Source organism: Stenotrophomonas sp. NPDC077461 (genome assembly GCF_049545475.1).
GTDB lineage: Bacteria > Pseudomonadota > Gammaproteobacteria > Xanthomonadales > Xanthomonadaceae > Stenotrophomonas > Stenotrophomonas nematodicola.
The window spans coordinates 925367-947706 of sequence record NZ_JBMWDO010000001.1; the positions used below are offsets into that span (position 1 = coordinate 925367).

The following is a 22340-nucleotide window of genomic DNA, read 5'->3' on the forward strand; positions in this document are numbered from 1 at the left end:
GGGAAGGGCAATGAACCAGGCAATGCGGAGTGGCGAGAACACGCGCCTGATCGTAGTGATCAGCGTGGTGGCGACAATTGGCGGATTCCTGTTCGGGTTCGACAGTGGCGTGATCAATGGCACGCAGGACGGCCTGCACCAGACGTTCAGGTCCGGCGAGTGGATGCAGGGGTTTGAGATCGCCTCGATGTTGCTGGGCTGCGCCATTGGTGCCTTCAGCGCCGGCCGTCTGGCCGACCGCCTGGGACGCCGCAACGTGCTGATCATCGCGGCGGTGCTGTTCCTGCTGTCGGCAATCGGTGCGGGGGCCGCGTCCTCGTCGATCATGTTCATCATCGCGCGGGTGATGGGCGGTTTCGCGGTGGGCGCGGCCAGTGTGATCTCGCCGGCGTATATCGCCGAGGTTGCACCGGCGCGCTATCGGGGCCGCCTCGCCACGGTCCAGCAGATCGCCATCATCAGCGGGCTCACCGTTGCCTTCCTGTCCAACTACTTGCTGGCGGCCTCGGCGGGTGCCTCGACCGAGGCGCTGTGGGGCGGCCACGCGGCGTGGCGCTGGATGTTCTGGATGCAGGCCGTGCCGTCGCTGCTGTTCCTGGCGCTGCTGTTGACCATCCCGGAAAGCCCGCGCTACCTGGTGGTGAAGCGCCGCAAGGACGAGGCGCTGCAGGTGCTCACGCGGCTGTTTGGCGGTGCCCAGGCGCAGGCCAAGCTTGCCGAGATCGACGCCTCGCTGTCCACCGACCATCACCGCCCGCGGCTGTCGGACCTGCGCAGCCGGGCCACCGGCAGGGTCCGGCCGATCGTGCTGGTGGGCATTGGCCTGGCCATCTTCCAGCAGCTGGTCGGCATCAACGTGGTGTTCTACTACGGCGCCGTGCTCTGGCAGGCGGTGGGCTTCTCCGAAAACGACGCGTTGCTGATCAATGTGCTGTCCGGTTCGCTCAGCATCGGCGCCTGCATCGTCACCGTGCTGCTGATCGACCGCATCGGCCGCAAGCCGCTGCTGTGGATTGGCTCGGCCGGCATGGCGGTGTCTTTGGCGCTGCTGGTGGCGGCGTTCGCCAGCGGCTCGCTGGTTGATGCCCACCTGCAGCTGCCCGGGCGCATGGGCACGCTGGCGCTGGTAGCAGCCAATGCCTACGTGGTGTTTTTCAACGTCTCGTGGGGTCCGGTGATGTGGGTGATGCTGGGCGAGATGTTCCCCAACCAGATACGCGGGTCGGCGCTGGCGGTGGCCGGAGCGGCGCAATGGACCGCGAACTTCGCCGTCACGGTGACGTTCCCCATTCTGCTGGCCGCCATCGGGCTGGCCGCGACGTACAGCCTCTACCTGGCGTCCGCGATCATCTCGGTCTTCTTCGTGCTGCGGTACGTGCACGAAACCAAGGGCAAGGAACTGGAGCAGATGGAAGGATGAACGCGATGACGACGCAACGGTTTGCGCGGGCCTGCAATGGGCTGCTGCCAGGTGTGCTGATCCTGGCGCTGGCGGCCTGCGGGAGCGGTGAAAAGGCGGTTGGAGCTGCAGCGGTCGACCCCGGGCCGTGGCCACAGGTCGCGTGGCCATTACCCGAGGATCCCGCGCTGGAATCGCGCATCTCCGACCTGATGGCCACCATGACGGTGGAGGAAAAGGTAGGACAGCTGGTGCAGGGCGACATCGCCAGCATCACCCCGGCTGACCTCCGCAACTACCGGCTCGGCTCGATCCTCGCGGGCGGCAATTCCGACCCCGGCGGCCATTATGACGCCTCGCCCGCCGAATGGCTGGCGCTGGCCGATGCGTTCTACGACGCCTCGATGGATACGTCACAGGGCGGCAAGGCCATTCCGGTGCTGTTCGGCATCGATGCGGTGCATGGGCAGAGCAACATCATCGGCGCGACCCTGTTTCCGCACAACATCGGCTTGGGCGCAACGCGCAACCCGGCGCTGCTGCGGCGGATCGGCGAGATCACCGCGCTGGAAACCCGTGCGACCGGCATGGAGTGGGCATTCGCGCCCACCGTGGCCGTGCCGCAGGACGACCGTTGGGGGCGTACCTACGAGGGCTACTCTGAATCGCCCGACGTGGTGGCCAGCTACGCCGGGGCGATGGTGGAGGGACTGCAGGGCACGGTCGGCTCGCCCACGTTCCTTGATGGCCGCCACGTGATCGCGTCGGTAAAGCACTTCCTCGGCGACGGCGGAACGGTCGATGGCAGGGACCAGGGCGATACCCGGATCAGCGAGGCCGACCTGGTGCGCATCCACGCGGCCGGGTATCCGCCGGCGATCGCCGCGGGCGCGCAGACGGTCATGGCGTCCTTCAACAGCGTCAACGGCGAGAAGATGCACGGTCACCGGCCGTATCTGACGGATGCGCTGAAGGGGCGGATGAACTTTGTTGGCTTTGTGGTGGGCGACTGGAACGGCCACGGCCAGGTCAAGGGCTGCACAACGACCGATTGCCCGGCCACCATCAATGCCGGGCTGGACATGGCGATGGCGTCGGACAGCTGGAAGGGCTTCTACAACACCACACTGGCCGCCGTGAAGGACGGCACCATCCCCCAACAGCGCCTTGACGACGCGGTGCGACGGATACTGCGGGTCAAGATGCGACTGGGTCTGTTCGAGGCAGGCAGGCCGTCGTCGCGCGCGGTTGGTGGACAGTTCGCGCTCGTCGGCGCTCCCGATCATCGTGAGGTGGCACGCCAGGCGGTGCGCGAATCGCTGGTGCTGCTGAAGAACCAGGGCGGCGTGCTGCCGCTGTCACCGAAGCAGCGCATCCTTGTCGCCGGTGACGGTGCCAATGACGTGGGCAAGCAGGCCGGCGGCTGGACGCTGAACTGGCAGGGTACCGGTACGCGCCGCAAGGACTTCCCGAATGCGGACACGATCTTCGAAGGCATCGCGCAGCAGGCCAAGGCCGGCGGCGGTGAAGCGGTGCTGGCGGTGGATGGCAGGTACGCGGTCAGGCCAGACGTTGCCGTGGTGGTGTTCGGCGAGAATCCCTACGCCGAATTCCAGGGCGACCTGGCGACCCTGGCGTACAAGGCGGGGGACGATTCGGATCTCGAGCTGATCAAGCGGCTGAAGGCTGACGGTATTCCGGTGGTCGCGGTGTTCCTGAGCGGGCGGCCGCTGTGGGTGAACCGCGAAATCAATGCCGCCGATGCATTCGTGGCCGCATGGCTTCCCGGTTCGGAGGGTGGTGGCATTGCCGACGTGCTGCTGCGCAGTCCCGACGGCAGCGTCCAGCACGACTTCAAGGGGAAGCTGAGTTTCAGCTGGCCGCGCACCGCGGTCCAGTACGCCAACAATGTGGGGCAGAAGGACTACGACCCGCAGTTCGCATTCGGCTTCGGGCTTACGTATGCCGACAACGGCGATCTCGCCGCGCTGCCGGAAGTATCGGGCGTGACCGGCAATGAAGGTGCGGCCGGTGTGTTCTTCGCGCGAGGTGACGCCGGGTCCGGCATCGCCCTGCGGCTGGAGAATGCCACGGGGCAGGGCGTGACCGTCACCAAGGTGCCGGAATCCCTCGACGGCGGCCTGCTGAAGGTCACCGGGGTGGATCATCTGGCGCAGGAAGACGGTCGCCGCTTTGCCTGGACGGGCAAGGGCGAGGCGATCGCCGCGCTGCAGTCGCATACGCCGCTGGACCTGCAGCGCGAGAGCAACGGCGACCTGATGCTGTTGACCACGCTGCGGGTCGAGGCCGCGCCCCGGGGCGACGCATGGCTGTCGGTGGGATGCGGCACGGGCTGCTCGGCACGCATTGCGCTCGGGCCAACGCTGGCAACGCTGCCGGTGGGGCAATGGACGCGCGTGGGCCTTCCCTTGAAGTGCCTGGCCGCGGCCGGCGCGGATGTGGGCAAGCTGGAGCGCCCCTGGTCCATCGGGACGGCCGATGCGATGACGCTCTCGGTGTCGCGCGTCGCCCTGGGGGCCTTGAACGAGGCGGAGACCACCATCGCATGTCCGGGCCGATGACCCCGCGACGTGCGCGGTCAGCGCGTGGGCGGGGGCGCGACCGAGTCGCGCACCACCAACCGGTGCGGCATGACGTGGTCGGTCAACACGCGCGCCTCGTCGTGCCTGCGGCGGATGGTGCGCAGCAGGATGTCGATGGCCGCATCGGCCATCGATGCGATCGGCTGATGAATGGTGGTGAGCTCCGGCCAGACCGTCGTCGCGGCCGAGGTGTCATCGAAGCCCACGACCGACAGATCGCGGGGGACCTCCAGGCCGCGTCTGTGTGCGACGGAAATCGCTGCCGCGCCCATGTCGTCGTTGCTGGCGAAGATCGCGGTCGGGGGCCGGCGGTGGGAGAGCAGCTTCTCGGCGGCGGCAAGCCCAGAACGGTAGGTGTAGTCTCCCTGCTGGACGAGGGCGGGTTCGACCTGCAGCCCGGCCTCGCGCAGGGCGGTGACGAACCCGTCGTAGCGCCGCGCGCTCGCGCTGAGATCGTTGCGGCCGCGGATGAAGCCGATGCGGCTGTGACCCTGCCGGATCAGGTGTTCGGCCAGGTCCCTGCCAGCCTGGAGGTCGTCGATGCGCACGCAGGAAATGTGGTTGCCGAGGTGGCCCGGTGCGATCGCGACCACGGGGATGCCCGCCTTGACGAGTTCGGTGACGGCAGGCTGCGATTCGCACAGCGGTGGCGGCAGGATGACGCCATCCACCCGGCCGGCCAGGGCCCGCGCGGCCTTGCGCTCGGCGGCGGGGTCAAGATCGTCCCAATAGTCGACAACCAGCTGGATGGCAGCGTTGGATGCGACACGCAGCAAACCGACCAGCAGCTCGCGCAGATAGGCACCGCTGGGATTGGTGTAGATCAGCGCGATGCGCGTGTGCTGTGCGGCCGCCAGCGAACTGGCCGCCAGGTTGGGCGTATAACCCAGTTCGCGCACCGCGCGCATCACGCGTTCGCGGGTGGCATCGCGCACCTTGCCCTGGTTGATCGCCCGCGACACGGTCATCGGCGAAACCCCGGCCAGGGCCGCCACCTCGTCGATCGTCACGCCACTGGTTTTGCGGCGGACCGACTTCTTCGGCTTCTCCAATTCGCGCTCCCGTTCTTCTCTGTGACGCTGACGCCTCCAACGCACGTCCCGAGCTTACAAGGTTTGCTGTCCGCGCTGCGGGCGTGCTCGGGTGTCAAGCGGTGTCATCGGATGCTGGGTGCCGCGATGGTGTTATTCGCCTGTGCGGGCAACGCGCACGCGGAGGATGGATACGCCCTGTGGATGCGCTATGTGCCGCTTGAACCTGCGCTCGCGGCGGACTACCGCAGGCACCTGGCACAGGTGGTCGCCCCTGATCAGACGCCGGCCCAGCGTGCCGCGCGCGATGAGCTGGCGCGCGGCCTGACGGGCCTGCTTGGCAGCGCGCCACCCATGCAGGGCGCGGCGGCCGGCGGCGCGACCCTGGTGCTGGGTACGCCGGACTCCTCTGCCTTGATCGCGCCGCTCCGCCACGAGATCGACACACTGGGTGACGAAGGCTATCTGCTTCGGCATGCACGGATGGACGGACGCGACGTGCTGGTGGTGGCGGCCCGCCACGATACCGGGGTGCTGTACGGCGTGTTCCACCTGCTGCGACTGCTGCAGACAGGCGCGTCGCTGGACGTGCTTGAGGTGCGCGAGTCGCCCCGGCTGCGGCTCCGCGTGCTCAATCACTGGGACAATCTGGATGGCCATGTCGAACGCGGCTATGCAGGCCGCTCGCTGTGGGACTGGCAGACGCTGCCGGAATGGCACGACCCACGCTACACAGACTACGCGCGCGCCAATGCCTCGCTCGGCATCAACGGCACGGTGCTGAACAACGTCAACGCGAGCGCGCAGAGCCTGGCGCCGGATTATCTGGCCAAGGCAGCCGCGCTCGCCGACACGTTCCGGCCGTACGGCATCCGCGTGTACCTGAGCGCGCGCTTCAGTGCCCCCGTCGAACTGGGTGGACTGCCCACCGCCGATCCGCTCGATCCCGGCGTACAACGCTGGTGGCGCGACAAAGTCGGCGAGATCTACGCGCGCATCCCGGATTTCGGTGGCTTCCTGGTCAAGGCCAATTCGGAAGGTCAGCCCGGCCCGCAGGATTACGGCCGAACGCATGCCGACGGAGCCAACCTGCTGGCCGGCGCGCTGGCGGCGCACGGCGGCGTGGTCATGTGGCGCGCCTTCGTCTATGCCCATGACGTGCCTGCGGACCGGGCCGCCCAGGCGTATACCGAATTTGCGGACCTGGACGGGGCGTTCCTGCCGAATGTGATTCTTCAGATCAAGAACGGGCCCATCGACTTCCAGCCGCGCGAGCCGTTCCACCCGCTGTTCGGGGCCATGCCGCGCACGCCGCTGATGATGGAAGTCCAGATCACCAAGGAGTACCTCGGCTTCGCCACCCATCTGGTGTATCTCGGCCCGCTGTACCAGGAAGCACTGCGGTCCGACCCTCGCATGCGCGGCCAGGGTGACACCGTGGCGCAGTCGCTGACCGGCATGGCGGGCGTGGCCAACATCGGCAACGACCGTACCTGGAGTGGCTCGCATTTCGACCCCGCCAACTGGTACGCGTTCGGCCGCCTGGCATGGAACCCGCATCAATCGGTCCGCGACATCGCGGCGGACTGGGCGACCATGACCTTCGCGCAGAATCCCGGCGTGGTGCAGCCCATCGTCGAGATGATGATGGGTTCGCGCGAGGCCGCAGTGAACTACATGACCCCCCTGGGCCTGCACCACCTGATGGCGCGCGGGCACCACTACGGGCCCGGCCCCTGGGTCGATGGCGGGCCGCGCGCGGACTGGACCTCGGTGTACTACCACCGGGCCGACCGCAATGGCATCGGCTTCGACCGGACCGCGCGTGGCAGCAATGCCGTAAGCCAATACGCACCGGAGGTGGCCGCCCACTATGGCGACCTGGCGCAGGTTCCGGAGCCGCTGCTGCTGTGGTTCCACCACGTCCCGTGGGACCACCGCATGGCCTCCGGGCGGCCGTTGTGGGATGAACTGGTTGGGCGCTATTCGCAGGGCGTGCGCCAGGTGCAGGCCATGCAGGCGCTCTGGGCAACCCTGGGCCCCGGTGCGCCCGACACCAACGCGCGGGGCGCCGCTCCGCCGCCGCACGGCGTGGACCCGCAACGGCACGAACAGATCGCGGCCTTCCTGCGCATCCAGTTGCGCGAGGCCCAGTGGTGGCGCGACGCCAGCGTGGCGTACTTCCAGTCGGTGAGTGGCAGGCCGTTGCCAGCCGGCGAAACCGCGCCGCCACACCCGCTGGCCTGGTACCAGGCCCTGCAGTTTCCCTCCGCACCCGGAGATGGGCGATGAACCCAGGAACGTGGTGGAACGGCATCGTGGCGGCCACGCTGGCGTGCTGCGCCACGCCGTCAATGGCACAGGATGCGGCCACCGCGTTGCTGCATCCGCTCTTCCAGGACCACGCCGTGCTGCAGCGGGACCAGCCGATCGCCGTCTGGGGCCGCGCCGCGCCCGGCACCGTCGTGTCCGTGGCGCTCGCCGGGCGCACCGTCACCACGCGCGCCGATCCCGGCGGCCGTTGGCACGCAACGCTGCCGCCCACTGCCGCTGGCGGGCCTTACGAGATGTCCGTGCGGGCAGGGCAGGTGACCCGGGTCGTGCGTGACGTGCAGATGGGCGACGTCTGGTTGTGTTCCGGGCAGTCGAACATGGAGCTTCCGGTGTGGCGCACGCTCGATGCGGCCAGCGAGATCGCCGCCGCCACGCATCCGTCGATCCGTCTGTTCACCGTATCGAAGGCGGCAGCTGTCACCCCACAGCACGACGTCCAGGCACCCGCAGCATGGCAGCCTGCGTCGCCGGACACGGTGCGCGAATTTTCCGCAGCGTGCTTCTACTTCGCGCGGGAACTGCAGCAGACCGTCAACGTGCCGATGGGCCTGATCCAGGCAGCGTGGGGCGGCTCGCGCATCGAGGCATGGACCAGCAGCACTGCGCTCCGCACGCAGGGCGGCATGGACCCGGCGCTGGATGCGCTTGCGCTGTACGCGCGCGATCCCGCTGCGGCGACCCGGCGATGGGGCCGGCACTGGCAGCAGTGGTGGACGACGCGCGAAGGTGCCATCGCCGGCGATGCGCCCTGGCAGCCTGACGCGGGCGGCACCGGTTGGCAGGACGCACCGTCCACGCTGGGCGCGTGGGAGCGGTGGGGCATGCCGGCGCTGTCGGACTACAACGGCATGGTCTGGTACCGCACGCAGGTGACCCTGACCGCCGCGCAGGCGGCGCAGGGCGCGCGACTCGAGCTGGGGCCGGTTGACGAGACCGACATGACCTGGGTCAACGGCGTGGCGGTGGGCAGCCAGTACGGCCCAGGGCAGGCGCGCTCCTATCCCCTGCCAGCGGGCCTGTTGCACGTCGGCGTGAACAGGGTCCTGATCAACGTGCTGGACACCTATGGCGACGGGGGGCTGGCAGGCCCTGCGGATGCCCACGCAGTGCACCTGGACGATGGCACGCGCATCGTCCTGGACGCGCCCTGGCAGTACCGCGCAGCACCCGGTGCAGCAGCGCCGCCCCCTGCACCGTGGCAGGCCGCCGCAGGCCTGTCGACGCTCTACAACGGCATGATCGCGCCGCTGGGCAACTACGGAATGCGCGGCATGCTGTGGTATCAGGGCGAATCCAACACAGCGGATGGCCCGGCCTACGCGGCTAAGCTGCGCAGCCTGCGCGAGGACTGGCGCAGCCGGTTTGGCGCGCGGATGCCGTTGCTGGTGGTGCAGTTGGCCGGTTACGGCGCGCCGCCCGTGGCGCCGGCGGAGAGTGGCTGGGCACAGGTCCGCGAGGCACAGCGACGGGTCGCCGCGGAAGATCCGCACAGTGGGCTGGCGCTGGCCATCGATATTGGCGACGCCTACGACATCCATCCGCCCAACAAACAGGTGCTGGGCCGTCGCCTGGCGAGGCTGGCGCGGCATGTGGTCTACGGCGACCGGACCGTCGACCCGTCCGGGCCCACCGCACGCAGGGCCTCGCGCCTGCAGGGCGCGGTGCGGATCGTGTTTGACGACGTCACCGGCACCCTGGTCACGACCGGCGCGAACGGTCCCATCGGCTTCGAGCTCTGCGATGCCGAGGCGCGGCACTGCACCTATGCCGACGCCGTCCTGGACGGGCGCGAGGTGGTCCTGCGCAGTCCGCAGGCAGCGCCAAGCGCGCGCGTCCGGTACTGCTGGGCCGACGGCCCGGTCTGCACGCTGCGCGACAGCCGTGGCGCCCCGGCAGGGCCCTTCGATCTTTCCCTCACCAACGCGGAGGACCGCTGATGCGTCTGCTGATGGCCACACTGTTCCTGCTGATGTCCACGACGGCGGCGCCACTGCGGGCCGCGCCTGCGCCACCGGTGTACTTCGAGTGGTTCGAATACGTTGGCCGCGATGCGGCCTTTGAAGCACCGCTGCCGGCCGGGTACTACCGCAACCCGATCCTGGCCGGATTCCACGCCGACCCGAGCATCGTTGGCGCGAAGGGCCGGTTCTACCTGGTCAATTCCAGCTTCACCTATTTCCCGGGCATCCCGGTGTTCGAGAGCGTTGACCTCGTGCACTGGACGCAGATCGGCAACGTGATCGACCGTCCGACCCAGGTGGACTTCGATGGCCTGAGTGTGTCGCGCGGCATTTTTGCCCCGGCCATCGCGTACCACGACGGTGTGTTCTATGTGGTCACCACGGCGGTCGACAGCGGCGGCAACTTCATCGCCACCGCGCGCGATCCCGCCGGCCCCTGGTCCAACCCGCACTGGCTGCCGGGCATCGGCGGCATCGACCCATCGCTGTTCTTCGACGAAGACGGCCGCGTTTACCTGCTCAACAATGACCTGCCGCCCGGCCCGCCGCGCTACGAGGGCCATCGTGCGATCTGGATGCAGCAGCTGGATATGCCGTCGTTCGAGCCGGTGGGGCCGCGCCGGGTACTGATCGACGGCGGGGTGGACCCGGCCAGCAACCCGATCTGGATCGAGGGACCACACCTTTACAAACGCGAGGGCTGGTACTACCTCTCCGACGCCGAAGGAGGTACCGGGCCGCAGCATTCCCAGGTGGTCCTGCGCAGCCGCGACGTCTGGGGGCCGTACACCCCGTATGCGGGCAATCCGATTCTCACCCAGCGCGATCTGCCCGACGACCGGCCACGGCCGATCACCAATGCCGGGCATGCCGATCTGGTGGAAGGTCCGGACGGCGCCTGGTGGGCGGTGTTCCTTGCCAGTCGCAACTACCAGACACGCCACTACAACACGGGACGGGAGACCTTCCTGCTGCCGGTGCAATGGCGTGACGGCTGGCCCGTGATCCTGCCGGCTGGCCAGACCATCCCGTATGCGGTCAAAGCGCCGTCATGGATGCAGGGCGAGGCCAGGCAGGCACCCTCCACCGGCAACTTCATCGACCGCGACGACTTCGATGCCCCCACGCTTGGCCGCGGCTGGTTGCGCGTGCGCGTCCCCAGGCAGCCGTGGGCGGACCTGCGCGCGCGCCCGGGTGCCTTGGCCGTGCATCCCCTGGCGGAGAATCTGGATACGCTGCGCAATCCCGCCTTCCTCGGCCGCCGTCAGCAGCATCTGCGCTTCGAGGCCAGTACCGAGATGACGCGCCCGGCGGCAGGCGTGGCGGCAGGCCTTGCCGCCTTCCAAAGCGAGGCCTACTGGTACTTCCTCGGGGTGCGCACCCTTGGCGAAGACCGCGTGGCGGTCTTCCTTGAAGTGCGCGACGGAAACGGCGTACCGCGGACGCTGGCCAGCCGGACGCTGGACGCGACCGCATCGCTGCGCCTGAAGGTTGCCGGCAACGAGGGGCACTATGCGTTCGCGTTCGACACGGGCGATGGCCGGGGGTGGCAGACCCTCGCCGCTGACGTGGACGGAACGGTATTGAGTACGGATCGTGCAGGCGGCTTCGTTGGCGCGCTGCTGGGACCATTCGCACGCGACGAGCGTGCCTTGAGGAGCAGATGATGACGCGCAGGCTTTCCCTTTGCAGTGGCCTTCGCGGCCCCGTCTTCCGCACCGTGGTGCTGTGTGCCGCGCTCGGGCTGGTCACCGTCGGGCACGCCGCGTCGCCCCCGCCGTGGCTTGATCCCTCGGCCAGCTTTGAGGCCCGCGCCGCCGCGCTGGTGGCGCAGATGACCCTGGAGGAGAAGGCCGGGCAGATGCAGAACGCCGCACCCGCCATCGAACGTCTCGGCGTGCCCGCCTACGACTGGTGGAACGAAGGCCTTCACGGCGTCGCACGGGCAGGGCAGGCCACCGTGTTTCCGCAGGCCATCGGCCTGGCCGCCACGTTCGACGTGCCCTTGATGGGGCAGGTGGCGACCACCATCAGCGACGAAGCGCGCGCCAAGCACCACCAGTTTCTCCGGGAGGGCGCGCATGGGCGGTATCAGGGGCTGACCTTCTGGTCGCCGAACATCAACATCTTCCGCGACCCGCGATGGGGGCGGGGCCAGGAAACCTACGGCGAGGACCCATACCTCACCGCGCGCATGGGCGTGGCCTTCGTGCAGGGTCTGCAGGGCGACGACCCGGTGTACCGCAAGCTGGACGCCACGGCCAAGCACCTCGCCGTACACAGCGGCCCCGAGGCCGACCGTCACCACTTCGATGCGCGCCCCACCCGGCGCGACCTGTACGACACCTACCTGCCGGCATTCGAGGCGCTGGTGAAGGAAGGGCAGGTGGATGCCGTCATGGGTGCCTACAACCGCGTGTACGGCGAGTCCGCCAGCGCCAGCCGCTTCCTGCTGCGCGACGTACTGCGCCGCGACTGGGGCTTCAAGGGCTACGTCGTGTCGGACTGCTGGGCCATCGTCGATATCTGGAAGCATCACCACATCGTTCCCACCCGCGAGGCCGCCGCCGCACTGGCAGTGAAGAACGGTACCGAGCTGGAGTGTGGCCAGGAATACGCCACACTGCCGGCCGCGGTGCGCCAGGGCCTGATCAGCCAGGCAGAGATCGACGAAGCGGTGACGCGTCTGTTCACCGCCCGGATGCGGCTGGGCATGTTCGACCCGCCGGAGCGCGTGAGGTGGGCACGCATCCCCGCGTCGGTGAACCAGGCCCCCGCGCACGATGCGCTGGCCCTGAAGGCCGCACAGGAGTCGCTGGTGCTGCTGAAGAACGATGGCGTGCTGCCGCTGCCACGGACCCTGAAACGGATTGCCGTGGTCGGCCCGACCGCCGATGACACGATGGCGCTGCTCGGCAACTACTTTGGTACCCCCGCCGCACCGGTGACCATCCTGCAGGGGATACGTGACGCGGCGAAAGGCGTCGAGGTGCGCTATGCGCGTGGCGTGGACCTGGTCGAAGGGCGCGACGATCCCGCTGCGACCCCGCTGATCGAGGCCGCGTACCTGCGGCCCTCGGCCAGTTCACCGGAACGCGGCCTGCGCGGTGAGTACTTCCGCACCGCCGACCTGTCCGGAACACCGGCGCTGGTCCGCACCGATGCCCAGATCGGATTCCGCTGGGATCGGGGGTCACCCACCGACAACCTGCTGGCCCGCGGTGAAGCAGCGCCGGGGCAGGGCATTCCGAACGATGGCTTCAGTATCCGCTGGAGTGGACAGCTGCTGCCACCGGTGTCGGGTCGCTACCACATTGAGGCCGCCGCCGACGACGGCTTCCGCCTCTACGTGGACGGCAGGCGCGTGCTGGACCACTGGAAGCAACGTGATCGCCTGCATGGCGATGGCGTGGAGCTGGACCTGCAGGCCGGCAAGGCCTACGACGTGACCCTTGAGTACTTCGACGCCGAGCGCGACGCAGCCGTGCGGCTGGGCTGGCGCATGCCCGGCGCGAAGCCGCCGTTCGAGGAGGCACTGGAGGCCGCCCGGAGCGCGGATGTGGTGGTGTTCGTCGGCGGACTGACCGGCGATGTCGAGGGCGAAGAGATGACGGTCAACTACCCGGGCTTCGCCGGCGGCGACCGCACCGACCTGCGCCTGCCCGCCACCCAGCGTGCGCTGCTGGAAGCGTTGCACGCCACCGGCAAGCCGGTGGTGGTGGTGCTGACCGGCGGATCGGCGCTGGCCGTCGAGTGGGCCCAGGAAAACCTGTCCGCGATTCTGATGGCTTGGTATCCAGGGCAACGCGGTGGCACGGCCGTGGGTGACGCGTTGTTCGGCGACGTCAATCCCGCTGGCCGGCTGCCGGTGACGTTCTACACGGCGGACCAGACGATGCCCGCGTTTGACGACTACACAATGGAAGGCCGCACATACCGCTATTTCCGCGGCACACCGCTGTATCCGTTCGGTCACGGGCTGTCCTACACCCGGTTCGGCTACGGCACCGCCCGCCTCGACACGTCACGGATCGCCGCAGACGGGACGCTCAATGTGCAGGTGGAGGTGGCCAACATCGGCAAGCGCGCAGGCGATGAGGTGGTGCAACTGTACGTGCGGCGGCTGCAGGCCGCTCCGGGAGAGGCGCAGCAGGCACTGCGCGGCTTCCAGCGGATCCATCTGGCCCCCGGCGAACGGCGGACCGTGGCGTTCGTCCTGGATGCGCCCCAGGCGCTGCGCCACTACAACGACGCGCGCGGCGCATACGTCGTGACGCCCGGGGCGTACGAGGTGCGGATTGGCGGTTCAAGCGCCGATACCCGGGTGCAGGCCGGGTTCACCGTGGAGGCGGCGCGTGACTGAACCTCGCCGCGCGGAGCCCTCCAGCCACACGCTGTCGATCCTGGAAAAGCTGGGCTACAGCCTTGGCGACCTCGCTGCCAACCTGATCTTCCAGACCCTGATCACCTACCTGGCGTTCTTCTATACCGATGTATACCGGCTGCCGCCCGCCACCGCGGCCACGATCATTTTCGTGATCGGCCTGATGGGCGCCTTCGTGTTCACACCGCTGATCGGTATTGCCGCCGACCGCACGGTCAGTCGCTGGGGAAAGTTCCGGCCGTGGATCCTGTGGACAGCGATCCCGTTCGGCGCGCTGTCGCTGCTTGCCTTCAGTACGCCCGAACTGGGTGAGCGCGCCAAGGTCATCTACGCCGTGGTGACCTACGGGCTGCTGATGCTCGTGTACGCCGCCAACAACCTGCCGTACTCCGCGCTCAGCGGGGTTCTGACCGGCAGCATGGCCCAGCGCAACAGCCTGTCGGCCTACCGCTTCGTGGCGGTGATGATCGCGCAGTTCATCATCCAGGTCCTGCTGCTGCCGCTGGTGCTGATCCTTGGCGAGGGCGACCGCGTGCTCGGCTTCGAACGGGTGATGACCGTGTTCGCCGTGGTGGGGACGCTTTTCTTCCTGATCACCTTTGCCACCACGCGCGAGCGGATCGTGCCGGCCAAGGAGCAGACCGGTGGCGTGCTGCAGGATCTGGCCGACCTGGTGCGGAACCGGCCGTGGAAAGTGATGCTGGCCCTCACGGTGCTGGTCTTCATCAACCTGGCCCTGAAGGGCGGCACCTACGTCTATTACTTCCAGTACTACATGAGCGAGAGCGCCCTGGCGGGCTTCCTCGACAGCTCCGGCTTCAACCGCTTCATTGCAGGACTGAATGCGGTACTCAACGGATGGGGTCTGTCCGGTTTCACCTGGCCCACGGACCCGGCGACGTCGGCGTTCAGTCTGTTCAACGCCTGCGGCATCCTCTGCATGATCCTCGGGATCGGCATCTCCCGCCGCCTGGCCGACCGCTTCGGCAAACGCGATGTCTTTGGCGGTGCATTGCTGGTATCCACCGTGTTCCTGCTGGCGTTTTACTTCTTCCCGCCTACCGCCGTGGCCGTGGCCTTCGGCGCCTTCATGCTGCACGGCTTCTGCTACGGCATCACCATCCCGTTGCTGTGGGCGATGATCGCCGACGTCGCGGACTACTCCGAATGGAAGAACCATCGCCGCGCCACCGCGATCATCTTCTCCGCAATGCTGTGCGGACTGAAGATAGGGCTGAGCATCGGCGGCGCGCTGGTCGCCGGCATCCTCGCGCACCACGGTTACAGGGCCGGCCTCGAACAGCAGCCCCAGGCCGTGGTGGATGGCATCCGCCTGACTGTGAGCGTGTACTGTTCCCTGCCGTTCCTGGTGGCGGTTGCGCTGCTGTTTCTTTACAGGATCGACAAACGCATGGAGACCCGCATCGAGCAGGAGCTGCTGCAGCGCCGCCAAGGAACGACCCTTGACCATCTGGCGGCACATGCGATCTCCAAGCCACTGGTGACTCACATTTACACGGCCGACCCGTCGGCGCATGTGTTCGGCGGGCGCCTGTACATCTACCCGTCACACGACATCGACGGCAGCGCCCCGTTCGACGATGAGGGCGGTCACTTCGGTATGGAGGACTATCACGTATTCCGCATGGACACGCCCGAGGGCGAGGCAACCGACTGCGGCATGGCACTGCATCTGCGTGACGTGCCCTGGGCCGCAAAACAGATGTGGGCACCGGACGCGGCCACACGCGACGGCCGCTACTACCTGTACTTCCCGGCCAAGGACGGGCAGGGGACGTTCCGCATCGGCGTCGCGGTAGCTGATCGTCCGGAGGGGCCTTTCAAAGCCGAACCCGAGCCGATGGCGGGCACCTACTCGATCGACCCGGCGGTGTTTGAGGACGACGACGGTGCGCACTATCTCTACTTCGGCGGCATCTGGGGCGGGCAACTGCAGAAGTACCGCGACAACTGCCATGACGCGTCGCACGAGGAGCCCACCGGCGGTGCGGCAGCGCTGGGCCCGCGGGTTGGCCGGCTGGACGTGGGCATGACCCGGCTCGCGGAGCCCACGCGGGAAGTGATCGTTCTGGACGAACACGGGCAGCCCCTGCGCGCCGATGACCACGCGCGTCGGTTCTTCGAGGGCGCGTGGATGCACAAGTACCAGGGCCGGTACTACCTCTCGTACTCCACAGGCGATACGCACCTGCTGTGCTACGCCGTCGGCGACAGCCCGTATGGACCGTTCACCTATCGCGGCGTGATCCTCACCCCCGTGGTCGGCTGGACCACACACCACTCCATCTGCGCCTTCGAGGGGCAGTGGTATCTCTTCTACCACGACGCGCTCTTGTCCGGCGGCGTGACCCACCTGCGCTCAATCAAGGCCGCGCCGCTGCACATCGAGGCAGACGGCAGCATCCGGACCCTCGATCCCTATGGCGCCTGATACGCCCTCGCCGAAGGACGACGCGCGGGCCCCGCTGCCGGCTGGCCGGCTGCACGGGTTGCGGTCAGGCCTGCTGGAGGTCGTGCTTGCCCCGGACGCCGGCGGACGCATTGCCCAGCTACGCTACGACGGTGTGGCATGGCTGGTGGGCGAGCACGCGGGTGGGGCGGGGACGCCAGCCATCGCCTGGGGGTGCTATCCGATGGTTCCGTGGGCGGGGCGCATCCGGCATGGGAGCTTCACCTTTGACGGCAGGCGCCGTTCGCTGCCCGCGAACTTCGATGCCCACGCGATTCATGGCGTCGGTTTTACCCGGCCGTGGCACATCGACAGCCTCGACGCGGACACCGCCAGGCTGTCGTTGGCACTGCCCGAGGATGACTATTGGCCATTCGGAGGCAGGGCAACCCAGACACTTCACCTGCAGCCGGATCGCCTGCATCTCCACCTTTCCGTTGAGGCCGGCCATCAGGCAATGCCCGCCGTGATCGGCTGGCATCCCTGGTTTCGCAAGCCGGATCGCCTGCAGTTTGCCCCCGGCACGATGTATCCACGGGATCACGAGGGCATTGCCACCTTGCCGTGCGTGAGCCCGGCGCCCGGGCCGTGGGATGACTGTTTCATCAACCAGGCGGACGTGCTGCTCGCATCTGCCGGCCAGCAGCTACGGATTCGGGCCGATGCCGATCATTGGGTGATCTATGACGGCGCACCGCACGCGACCTGTGTCGAGCCGCAGACGGGCCCGCCTGATGGTTTTACGTTGGCGCCGAACCGACTGGAGCCGGGACAACGTCTGGAGATGGAGGTCGAACTCAAATGGGAGAATCGATGCGTGAGGTAGCATCGACGGTGCGTTTGGAGCTCTGGGGCTGGTCGGGGGAGTTCCGGTGAAGTCAGATGGGTTGGCGTCCAGGCGTTGGTGGAGAGCTGCTTGGCTCCATCTGTGAGTTTACATAATATACATTATGCGAAATGATGGGTGGCGCGTCTTGTGGCGTTTGCCGGCTCGGGCTGGAGCTGGCTCAAGCTCTGAATCGGCTCTTGCTTCCCCTCTCGTTCCCCAGACAAGGACGAGATTGCAGCATGACAGAGATAGATCCGCACGAGCGTATCGACCTGGCCGGCCCGTGGGCCGGTTTCTGCTTTCAGGGTAACCACATGTTCACACCTGAGGGCTACAGCCTTGAGCCTGTCGATATGACCAGGTGGTCGCTTACCTGCAACATCGCCCGGGAATGGATTCCAGCGTCGTATGCCTGCGCGAGTACGTCAGAACTCGCAGGGAACGGCGGCTGGACATGAGGGTCGGCAGGGAATCGTTACGTACAGGGCCAAAAGCTGCCTAAGCAATTGAAACGAAATGATAATTGCCTTATCCCGATAGCGGATCTCCCCGTCTATGGGGCCTGTTCAAGGACTTTCGCTGTATAGCTCAGCGGCGCCACTTCCCTATCAAGGTCGAGATGGTAGTCGCCGAAGCGATTGATGTGGCTGGTCCGATACGGCGACAGGCCGGCCAGGATCTCGGGGGTCAGTTCAATCCCCTCCTTCCGCATCTCAGCCAAGGTCCGGCTCATGCCTTCTACGTTGTGGAGGATGATCATGTTGGCGACCAGCTGGCTGTACTTGATGATCTTGCGCTGCTCGTGTTGGACGTTCTCAGCAATGATCCCCTGGCTGCCAAAGAACACCCATTTTACGAAGCCGTTGTACTCCTCGCTCTTGTTGGTCGCAGCATGGATCGTTTTCCGAATCTCGTTGTCGTCGATGTAGCGCAGCAAGAACAGCGTTCGGACGGCCTTGCCAACTTCCCGGAAGGCGAAGTACAGCTTGTTCTTCCGGCTGTAGGTGCCCAGCCGGCGCAGGATCGAGGACGCGGTGATCTTCCCCAATCGGATTGAGATCACCACCCGCAGCATGTCGTGGAGATGGGTCGCGATCAGTTGCCAGTCGATGCTGTCTCCGAACAGTGCCTGGATGTTCTTATAGGTCCTACCAGGTTCGGGCCGGAAGAATGTCAGATCCTTGATGTTTCGTATCCTGGGCATCAGCTGGATGCCCAGCATGTGGGCCAAACCGAAGACCGGATAGCTTTGGGCCTGCGTGTCGCCATGGACGATCTCGGGCTGGATGTCGGACGTGTTGGCCAGCAGGCCATCGAGGATGTAGATGCCCTCGTGCACGCCACAGGGAATGAAGTGGCTGAACAGCGCCACGTATTTGTCGGACACATGGTAGTAGCCGATGCCGCCGTAGCCGCCGTAGCGGATGTGGTACTCCGACAGCAGGTTGTCCTCGTACACGCTCCACTTGGTGCCATCTGCTGACGCGCTCTTGCCGCTGCCCCAATAGCCCGGCAGGTCAAATTTGTTGTAGGTATTGATGACCTCCACGATGGCCTTCTCAAGGACATCTTCGGTCACGTATTTGAGGTTGAGCCAAGCGACCTGGCGACGGCTGAAGCCCTTGATCGACCGCGCCGTCTGCGTCGGACCCAAGTTGCAGCCATAGCAAAACAGCGTGGTGATCACCCGTCGAGGGAGATCTTCAACCTGGCTCTCGGTGCCGGCGATCGGACGGAAGAATCGGTGCAGATCCAGCCATTGGCTGGCGTCGATCAGGACATCGACGATGCTGGACTCCGGGAGCCGTTCGGCGATGAGGCGGTCCACGGTGGCAATGGCGCTTGAGACCTCGGCGCGTTGCCCCTTCCGCAGTACCAGGCGTCCTTCCAGAATGTCCGCATGAACATTCTCGGGGAAACGCTCGTCAACTTCGTCGGCCAAGTCGGTCAGTTGTGCGCGCAACCCGGCCACGAAAGTCGCAGCGTCGGTGGGCAAGCCTGACACCTGGCCATAGGCTTCCAGTTCCTGGGCCAAGGTGGCTTCATCGACCAGCTGCTCGCGGTAGTCGTCAAATCGTTCGCTGCTCGGGATGAAGAGATCTCCCGACTTCAGTTCGTCCTTGACCTGCACCAGCACGGCCAGCTCGAAGTACTTACGGTGCATCCAGCCGGCGCCTGCCGCGCTGGCCCGCTTGCCAAACACGTGCTGACGCCAGAGCTTGGACATCCAATCGAAGTCCTTTTCCGGGTCCAGGCCGAGGGATGCGACCTCGATCAGCTCACGGCGTTGGTTGCGCAGCGACAGCACCGCTGCAATCAACGGCTCCATGCCGGCATCGTGGCTGGTTGCCCGCAAGTTCATCAGCTCCAGCCCATTGAACAGCAGCGGCCTGACCGCGCCGTAGGGTTGCAGCATGAAAGGCAGATAGTTCTTTCCTGCGTATGCCATATGTTCTTCGCATTCGGCCAACAAGGTCGACACTTCCGCTTCCAGACTGTTATCGATGGCATCCACGCGCTGACTATCGCTGCCGTCGAGCTGATAGGCCTGCAGGATTTCCTTGAGCTGGCCGATCAGGAAGTCGGCCCGCTTGGCATGTTCGAGCTGGTAGGCCAGCAGCTTTTGCTGGGCCGTGTTCTCCAGCCCGCGCACCTGCTTGATGAACAGCTCGGCTGCGTCATCCAGCGTCTTGGCATGCTGGGCGCGAATGAAGATGGTGGCCAACGCATAGCGCTTGTCCGGAGCCAGTTCGGCTAACTCGCTGGCGTCATAGGCGCGAGCCATTGCACGGAATTGCTTGAGCTTGGGCACCGGCACATCGATGGGAGGCAGCTGCTCGGCCAACTGCTGCAGCATGCGGATGTGCTGCAGATAGAACCGGACCTCCTTGTTGGTCGGTCGGCCAGGCTCGCGCTTGAGCGATTGCCAGCCAGTAAATCTGGAGCCTTCCGGTGCGCGCAGCAATTCGTCAATGAGCGTGCGCGTGGCAGGCGTCAGCGCGTGACTGATGCTGCGGTAGTAGCCCAGATTGACCCGCTCACGTGCGCCGATGGCGGCCAGCTCCAGGGTGCGGAAGCCTGGCAGTTCGTAGCGGTGGTGCACCAGCTCTTCGAGCAGGACGTTCACGATGTCCGGGATGGTGTGCTTGGTCTGGGCTGCTCCGGTGGCCACCGTGTCCAGCCAGGCCAAGCCTGATTTGTCCAGGGGATGTACCCCGATGAACTGCCGAAGCTGCGGCATATGGCGGCGCTGGCTACCGGAAGCGTCGTAACGTTCGAGCTGGTCGGTGTCCAATACGCGCCCGAGTCGGGCGGCCTTGGCGATGTGCTTCCGGATCCGCTCGGGCACTTCGGCTAACACCGTGAAGTAACCCAGGCGCTGGAAGAGCTTGAGATGAATCAGTACCGCCAGCTGCGGTCCCGGCTGGGTGGTCAGCTGCTTGGCGAATGCAATCTCAGCGGCGGTGGGGGTATAGATCTCCTCCAGTTCCTTGGCGGTGGGATCAGGCTTCAGTCGCGGGTAGGCGGTCTCGTGAAGGGTAGCCATTGGATCCGGAGGTTATGAGGGGATCAATCCCAGTGCCGGCCGTCGTCTGTATTGAGAGACGCTTCCAGGAAACACTGGTGCGTATCGGCCATGCGGTGCATGTCATCGAGCAACGTGGCCAGGATTTCATCCAGATCCCGGTCGGGATCGGTGGGAACAGTCAACTGGTACTCGCTGCTGGCAGTGTTCAGGCGCACAGCCTGGAACGGGGCCAAGCAGATCTCTTCGATCCGGCCTCGGGCCTTGGCCGCGCCGCGGCCCGTGCGGGCAAACGGGGTCAGCACCATGCGCAGGCGCAGCTGCAAGGCCGGTTTGCCCTCGGGCGCCGGCAGTGCCATCGCCGGTACCGGCGCGGTTGGACTGGGCAGGCTTGCTTCAATGCGGTCACGGGCAAAGGGGTCACGCCCGTCGAGATAGCGCATGGCCGACTGCACATCGCGCCAGCCCACGTACTCCATCAGCGCCTTCATGTCCCAGCCTTGGTCGTTGGCCCAGCTGGCAAAGCCGCGGCGCAACGAATGGCTGCTGTGGAGCCCCGCATCGGCAAAGCCGGCACTGGTCAGCAACTCGCGTAGCAGGCGCACCAAGCTGTTGGGATGCAGGCCCTCGGCGCTCACCTGGCCCCATTGGTTAACCGCCCGAAACACCGGCCCTTCGTGCAGGTCGGCCGCCTGCAGCCACACCTGGGTCGCCTCCACCGGGCACAACCGCGACAACGCCGGCACCTTGTAGGTGACGCCGGCGGCCTGGCGGTCGCCCTTGCTGCGCGGCAGGAAACAGGTCATCCCCTGTCCCGGCACCAGCGTGAGATGGGCCACGTCCAGACGCAGCAGTTCATCGCCACGGAAGCCCCGCCAGAATCCGAGCAGCACCAACGCTCGGTCGCGTTGATGGCGCAGCGCCGCCGCTCCGTCGCCCCGGGCATGCGCCGCCGCGATCGCGGCAGCCAACCAGTCATCGAGCTCGACCAGCCGCCGAATCTGCAGCGGCGCGGCTTGCTTGACCTGGCCCGGGTGCAGGGTCTGGATGCCTTTGAGCACCTTGCGCACCAGCGGCGACCGGGTCGGGTCGACAAAGCCGTGGTCGCGGTGCCAAGAGGCAATGGCGGCCAGCCGGTGGCGAAGCGTGCTGGCGGCTAGGGTCTGCGCATACGCGGCCAGGTACCGCGCCACGCTGTCCGGTGTCGCTGGGAGGTGGCCTTGCCATTCAACCTCGAAGTGCCGCAGCGCCGACGCATAGCTGCGCACCGTGTTCTGGCGCGTGGCTGCATCGAGGTAGCGGTCCAGTTCGGTCACTGGCGCGTGGCCTCCACAGCGACCGGCTGCCGCAGGGTCGACAGGATGGTGCATTCAGCCCGCTGCCCACCGTGGCAACTGGCAATCACCCGTTCCAACTCGGTGGCCATGCGCTCCAGGTCGGCCATGCGCGCCCGCACGTCGGTCAGATGGCTGCGTGCCAGCCGGTCCACGTCCCCGCACGAAAGCTCCTCATCGCCGGCCAGCTGCAGCAGGCTGCGGACCTCCTCCAGGCTGAAGCCTAGGTCCCGGCCGCGCGCAATGAAGCGCAGCCGCTCGATGTCGGCCGGGCCATAGACCCGGTAGCCATTGCCCGAGCGCCCCGGGCGCGGCAACAGGCCGATCCGCTCGTAATAGCGGATCGTCTCCAGGTGGCATCCACTGGCGTCGGCAGCCTCACTGATTTTCATTCGTAGTACGCTTGACTCCGTAGTAGCTACGGACTTTACACTCACCTGCTGTGTCATGCCAGCGACCCGCCCGGGCC

12 protein-coding genes and 2 pseudogenes are annotated in these 22340 nt (G+C 66.7%); 10 read left to right on the top strand and 4 right to left on the bottom strand.

Translation table 11 applies throughout. From position 1 onward, the window contains the following. Positions 1–10: 10 nt before the first annotated feature. Positions 11–1420: a sugar porter family MFS transporter gene (locus ACPEH8_RS04400; RefSeq protein ID WP_017355987.1), complete on the top strand. Its 1410-nt coding sequence runs from the start codon at positions 11–13 to the stop codon at positions 1418–1420. Further along, a complete protein-coding gene (locus ACPEH8_RS04405) occupies positions 1417–3981 on the top strand; it encodes a glycoside hydrolase family 3 protein (protein WP_423666129.1) in 2565 nt (854 codons plus the stop codon). The genes ACPEH8_RS04400 and ACPEH8_RS04405 overlap by 4 nt, the downstream gene beginning before the upstream one ends. A gap of 17 nt (positions 3982–3998) precedes the next feature. On the opposite strand, the gene ACPEH8_RS04410 is transcribed toward ACPEH8_RS04405, so the two are convergent. Beyond that, positions 3999–5054, bottom strand: a complete 1056-nt coding sequence (locus ACPEH8_RS04410) for a LacI family DNA-binding transcriptional regulator (protein ID WP_017355989.1) — start codon at positions 5052–5054, stop codon at positions 3999–4001. Positions 5055–5165: 111 nt separating this feature from the next. On the opposite strand from ACPEH8_RS04410, the gene ACPEH8_RS04415 reads away from it, so the two are divergent. The 8 genes and pseudogenes from ACPEH8_RS04415 to ACPEH8_RS04450 all read left to right on the top strand — a co-directional run. After that, positions 5166–7325, top strand: coding sequence for an alpha-glucuronidase family glycosyl hydrolase (locus ACPEH8_RS04415; RefSeq protein ID WP_287255128.1), 2160 nt, complete (start codon positions 5166–5168; stop codon positions 7323–7325). Next, positions 7322–9304 carry a sialate O-acetylesterase gene (locus ACPEH8_RS04420; protein ID WP_423666131.1) on the top strand — a complete coding sequence of 661 codons (1983 nt, stop codon included), beginning with the start codon at positions 7322–7324 and terminating at the stop codon, positions 9302–9304. Before ACPEH8_RS04415 ends, ACPEH8_RS04420 begins: the two co-directional genes overlap by 4 nt. After that, the gene (locus ACPEH8_RS04425) at positions 9304–10995 is read left to right on the top strand and encodes a glycoside hydrolase family 43 protein (RefSeq protein ID WP_423666133.1); all 1692 of its coding nucleotides are present in this window, start codon (positions 9304–9306) and stop codon (positions 10993–10995) included. The genes ACPEH8_RS04420 and ACPEH8_RS04425 overlap by 1 nt, the downstream gene beginning before the upstream one ends. Beyond that, a complete protein-coding gene (locus ACPEH8_RS04430; RefSeq protein ID WP_423666135.1) occupies positions 10995–13691 on the top strand; it encodes a glycoside hydrolase family 3 C-terminal domain-containing protein in 2697 nt (898 codons plus the stop codon). The genes ACPEH8_RS04425 and ACPEH8_RS04430 overlap by 1 nt, the downstream gene beginning before the upstream one ends. Further along, a pseudogene (locus ACPEH8_RS04435) lies at positions 13684–15177 on the top strand (MFS transporter); the annotation flags it as partial. The gene ACPEH8_RS04430 and the pseudogene ACPEH8_RS04435, both read left to right, overlap by 8 nt. 21 nt (positions 15178–15198) lie before the next feature. Continuing rightward, a complete protein-coding gene (locus tag ACPEH8_RS04440) occupies positions 15199–16164 on the top strand; it encodes a glycoside hydrolase family 43 protein (RefSeq protein ID WP_423666160.1) in 966 nt (321 codons plus the stop codon). Continuing rightward, the gene (locus ACPEH8_RS04445; RefSeq protein WP_313242407.1) at positions 16154–17008 is read left to right on the top strand and encodes an aldose epimerase; all 855 of its coding nucleotides are present in this window, start codon (positions 16154–16156) and stop codon (positions 17006–17008) included. Before ACPEH8_RS04440 ends, ACPEH8_RS04445 begins: the two co-directional genes overlap by 11 nt. A 242-nt stretch (positions 17009–17250) precedes the next feature. Beyond that, a pseudogene (locus tag ACPEH8_RS04450) lies at positions 17251–17406 on the top strand (DUF3653 domain-containing protein); the annotation flags it as partial. Between the two features lie 158 nt (positions 17407–17564). Here the strand turns inward: ACPEH8_RS04450 and ACPEH8_RS04455 are convergent. From ACPEH8_RS04455 to ACPEH8_RS04465, 3 genes are read right to left on the bottom strand one after another with little or no spacing between them, the layout of a single operon-like run. Further along, positions 17565–20558 (bottom strand): Tn3 family transposase, encoded by a 2994-nt coding sequence (locus tag ACPEH8_RS04455; protein ID WP_017355001.1) that lies wholly within the window; start codon positions 20556–20558, stop codon positions 17565–17567. A gap of 23 nt (positions 20559–20581) precedes the next feature. Further along, the gene (locus ACPEH8_RS04460) at positions 20582–21853 is read right to left on the bottom strand and encodes a site-specific integrase (protein ID WP_017355000.1); all 1272 of its coding nucleotides are present in this window, start codon (positions 21851–21853) and stop codon (positions 20582–20584) included. Then, a complete protein-coding gene (locus ACPEH8_RS04465; RefSeq protein WP_014159604.1) occupies positions 21850–22263 on the bottom strand; it encodes a MerR family transcriptional regulator in 414 nt (137 codons plus the stop codon). Before ACPEH8_RS04465 ends, ACPEH8_RS04460 begins: the two co-directional genes overlap by 4 nt. Between the last annotated feature and the right edge of the window lie 77 nt (positions 22264–22340).

What these genes read in the sequence shown, in the direction of transcription:
- ACPEH8_RS04445 (WP_313242407.1), top strand. Translation starts at nt 16,154, where the DNA reads ATGGCGCCTGATACGCCCTCGCCGAAGGACGACGCGCGGGCCCCGCTG.
- ACPEH8_RS04455 (WP_017355001.1), bottom strand. Translation starts at nt 20,558, where the DNA reads ATGGCTACCCTTCACGAGACCGCCTACCCGCGACTGAAGCCTGATCCC.
- ACPEH8_RS04465 (WP_014159604.1), bottom strand. Translation starts at nt 22,263, where the DNA reads ATGAAAATCAGTGAGGCTGCCGACGCCAGTGGATGCCACCTGGAGACG.
- ACPEH8_RS04415 (WP_287255128.1), top strand. Translation starts at nt 5,166, where the DNA reads ATGCTGGGTGCCGCGATGGTGTTATTCGCCTGTGCGGGCAACGCGCAC.
- ACPEH8_RS04420 (WP_423666131.1), top strand. Translation starts at nt 7,322, where the DNA reads ATGAACCCAGGAACGTGGTGGAACGGCATCGTGGCGGCCACGCTGGCG.
- ACPEH8_RS04430 (WP_423666135.1), top strand. Translation starts at nt 10,995, where the DNA reads ATGACGCGCAGGCTTTCCCTTTGCAGTGGCCTTCGCGGCCCCGTCTTC.
- ACPEH8_RS04405 (WP_423666129.1), top strand. Translation starts at nt 1,417, where the DNA reads ATGAACGCGATGACGACGCAACGGTTTGCGCGGGCCTGCAATGGGCTG.
- ACPEH8_RS04425 (WP_423666133.1), top strand. Translation starts at nt 9,304, where the DNA reads ATGCGTCTGCTGATGGCCACACTGTTCCTGCTGATGTCCACGACGGCG.
- ACPEH8_RS04400 (WP_017355987.1), top strand. Translation starts at nt 11, where the DNA reads ATGAACCAGGCAATGCGGAGTGGCGAGAACACGCGCCTGATCGTAGTG.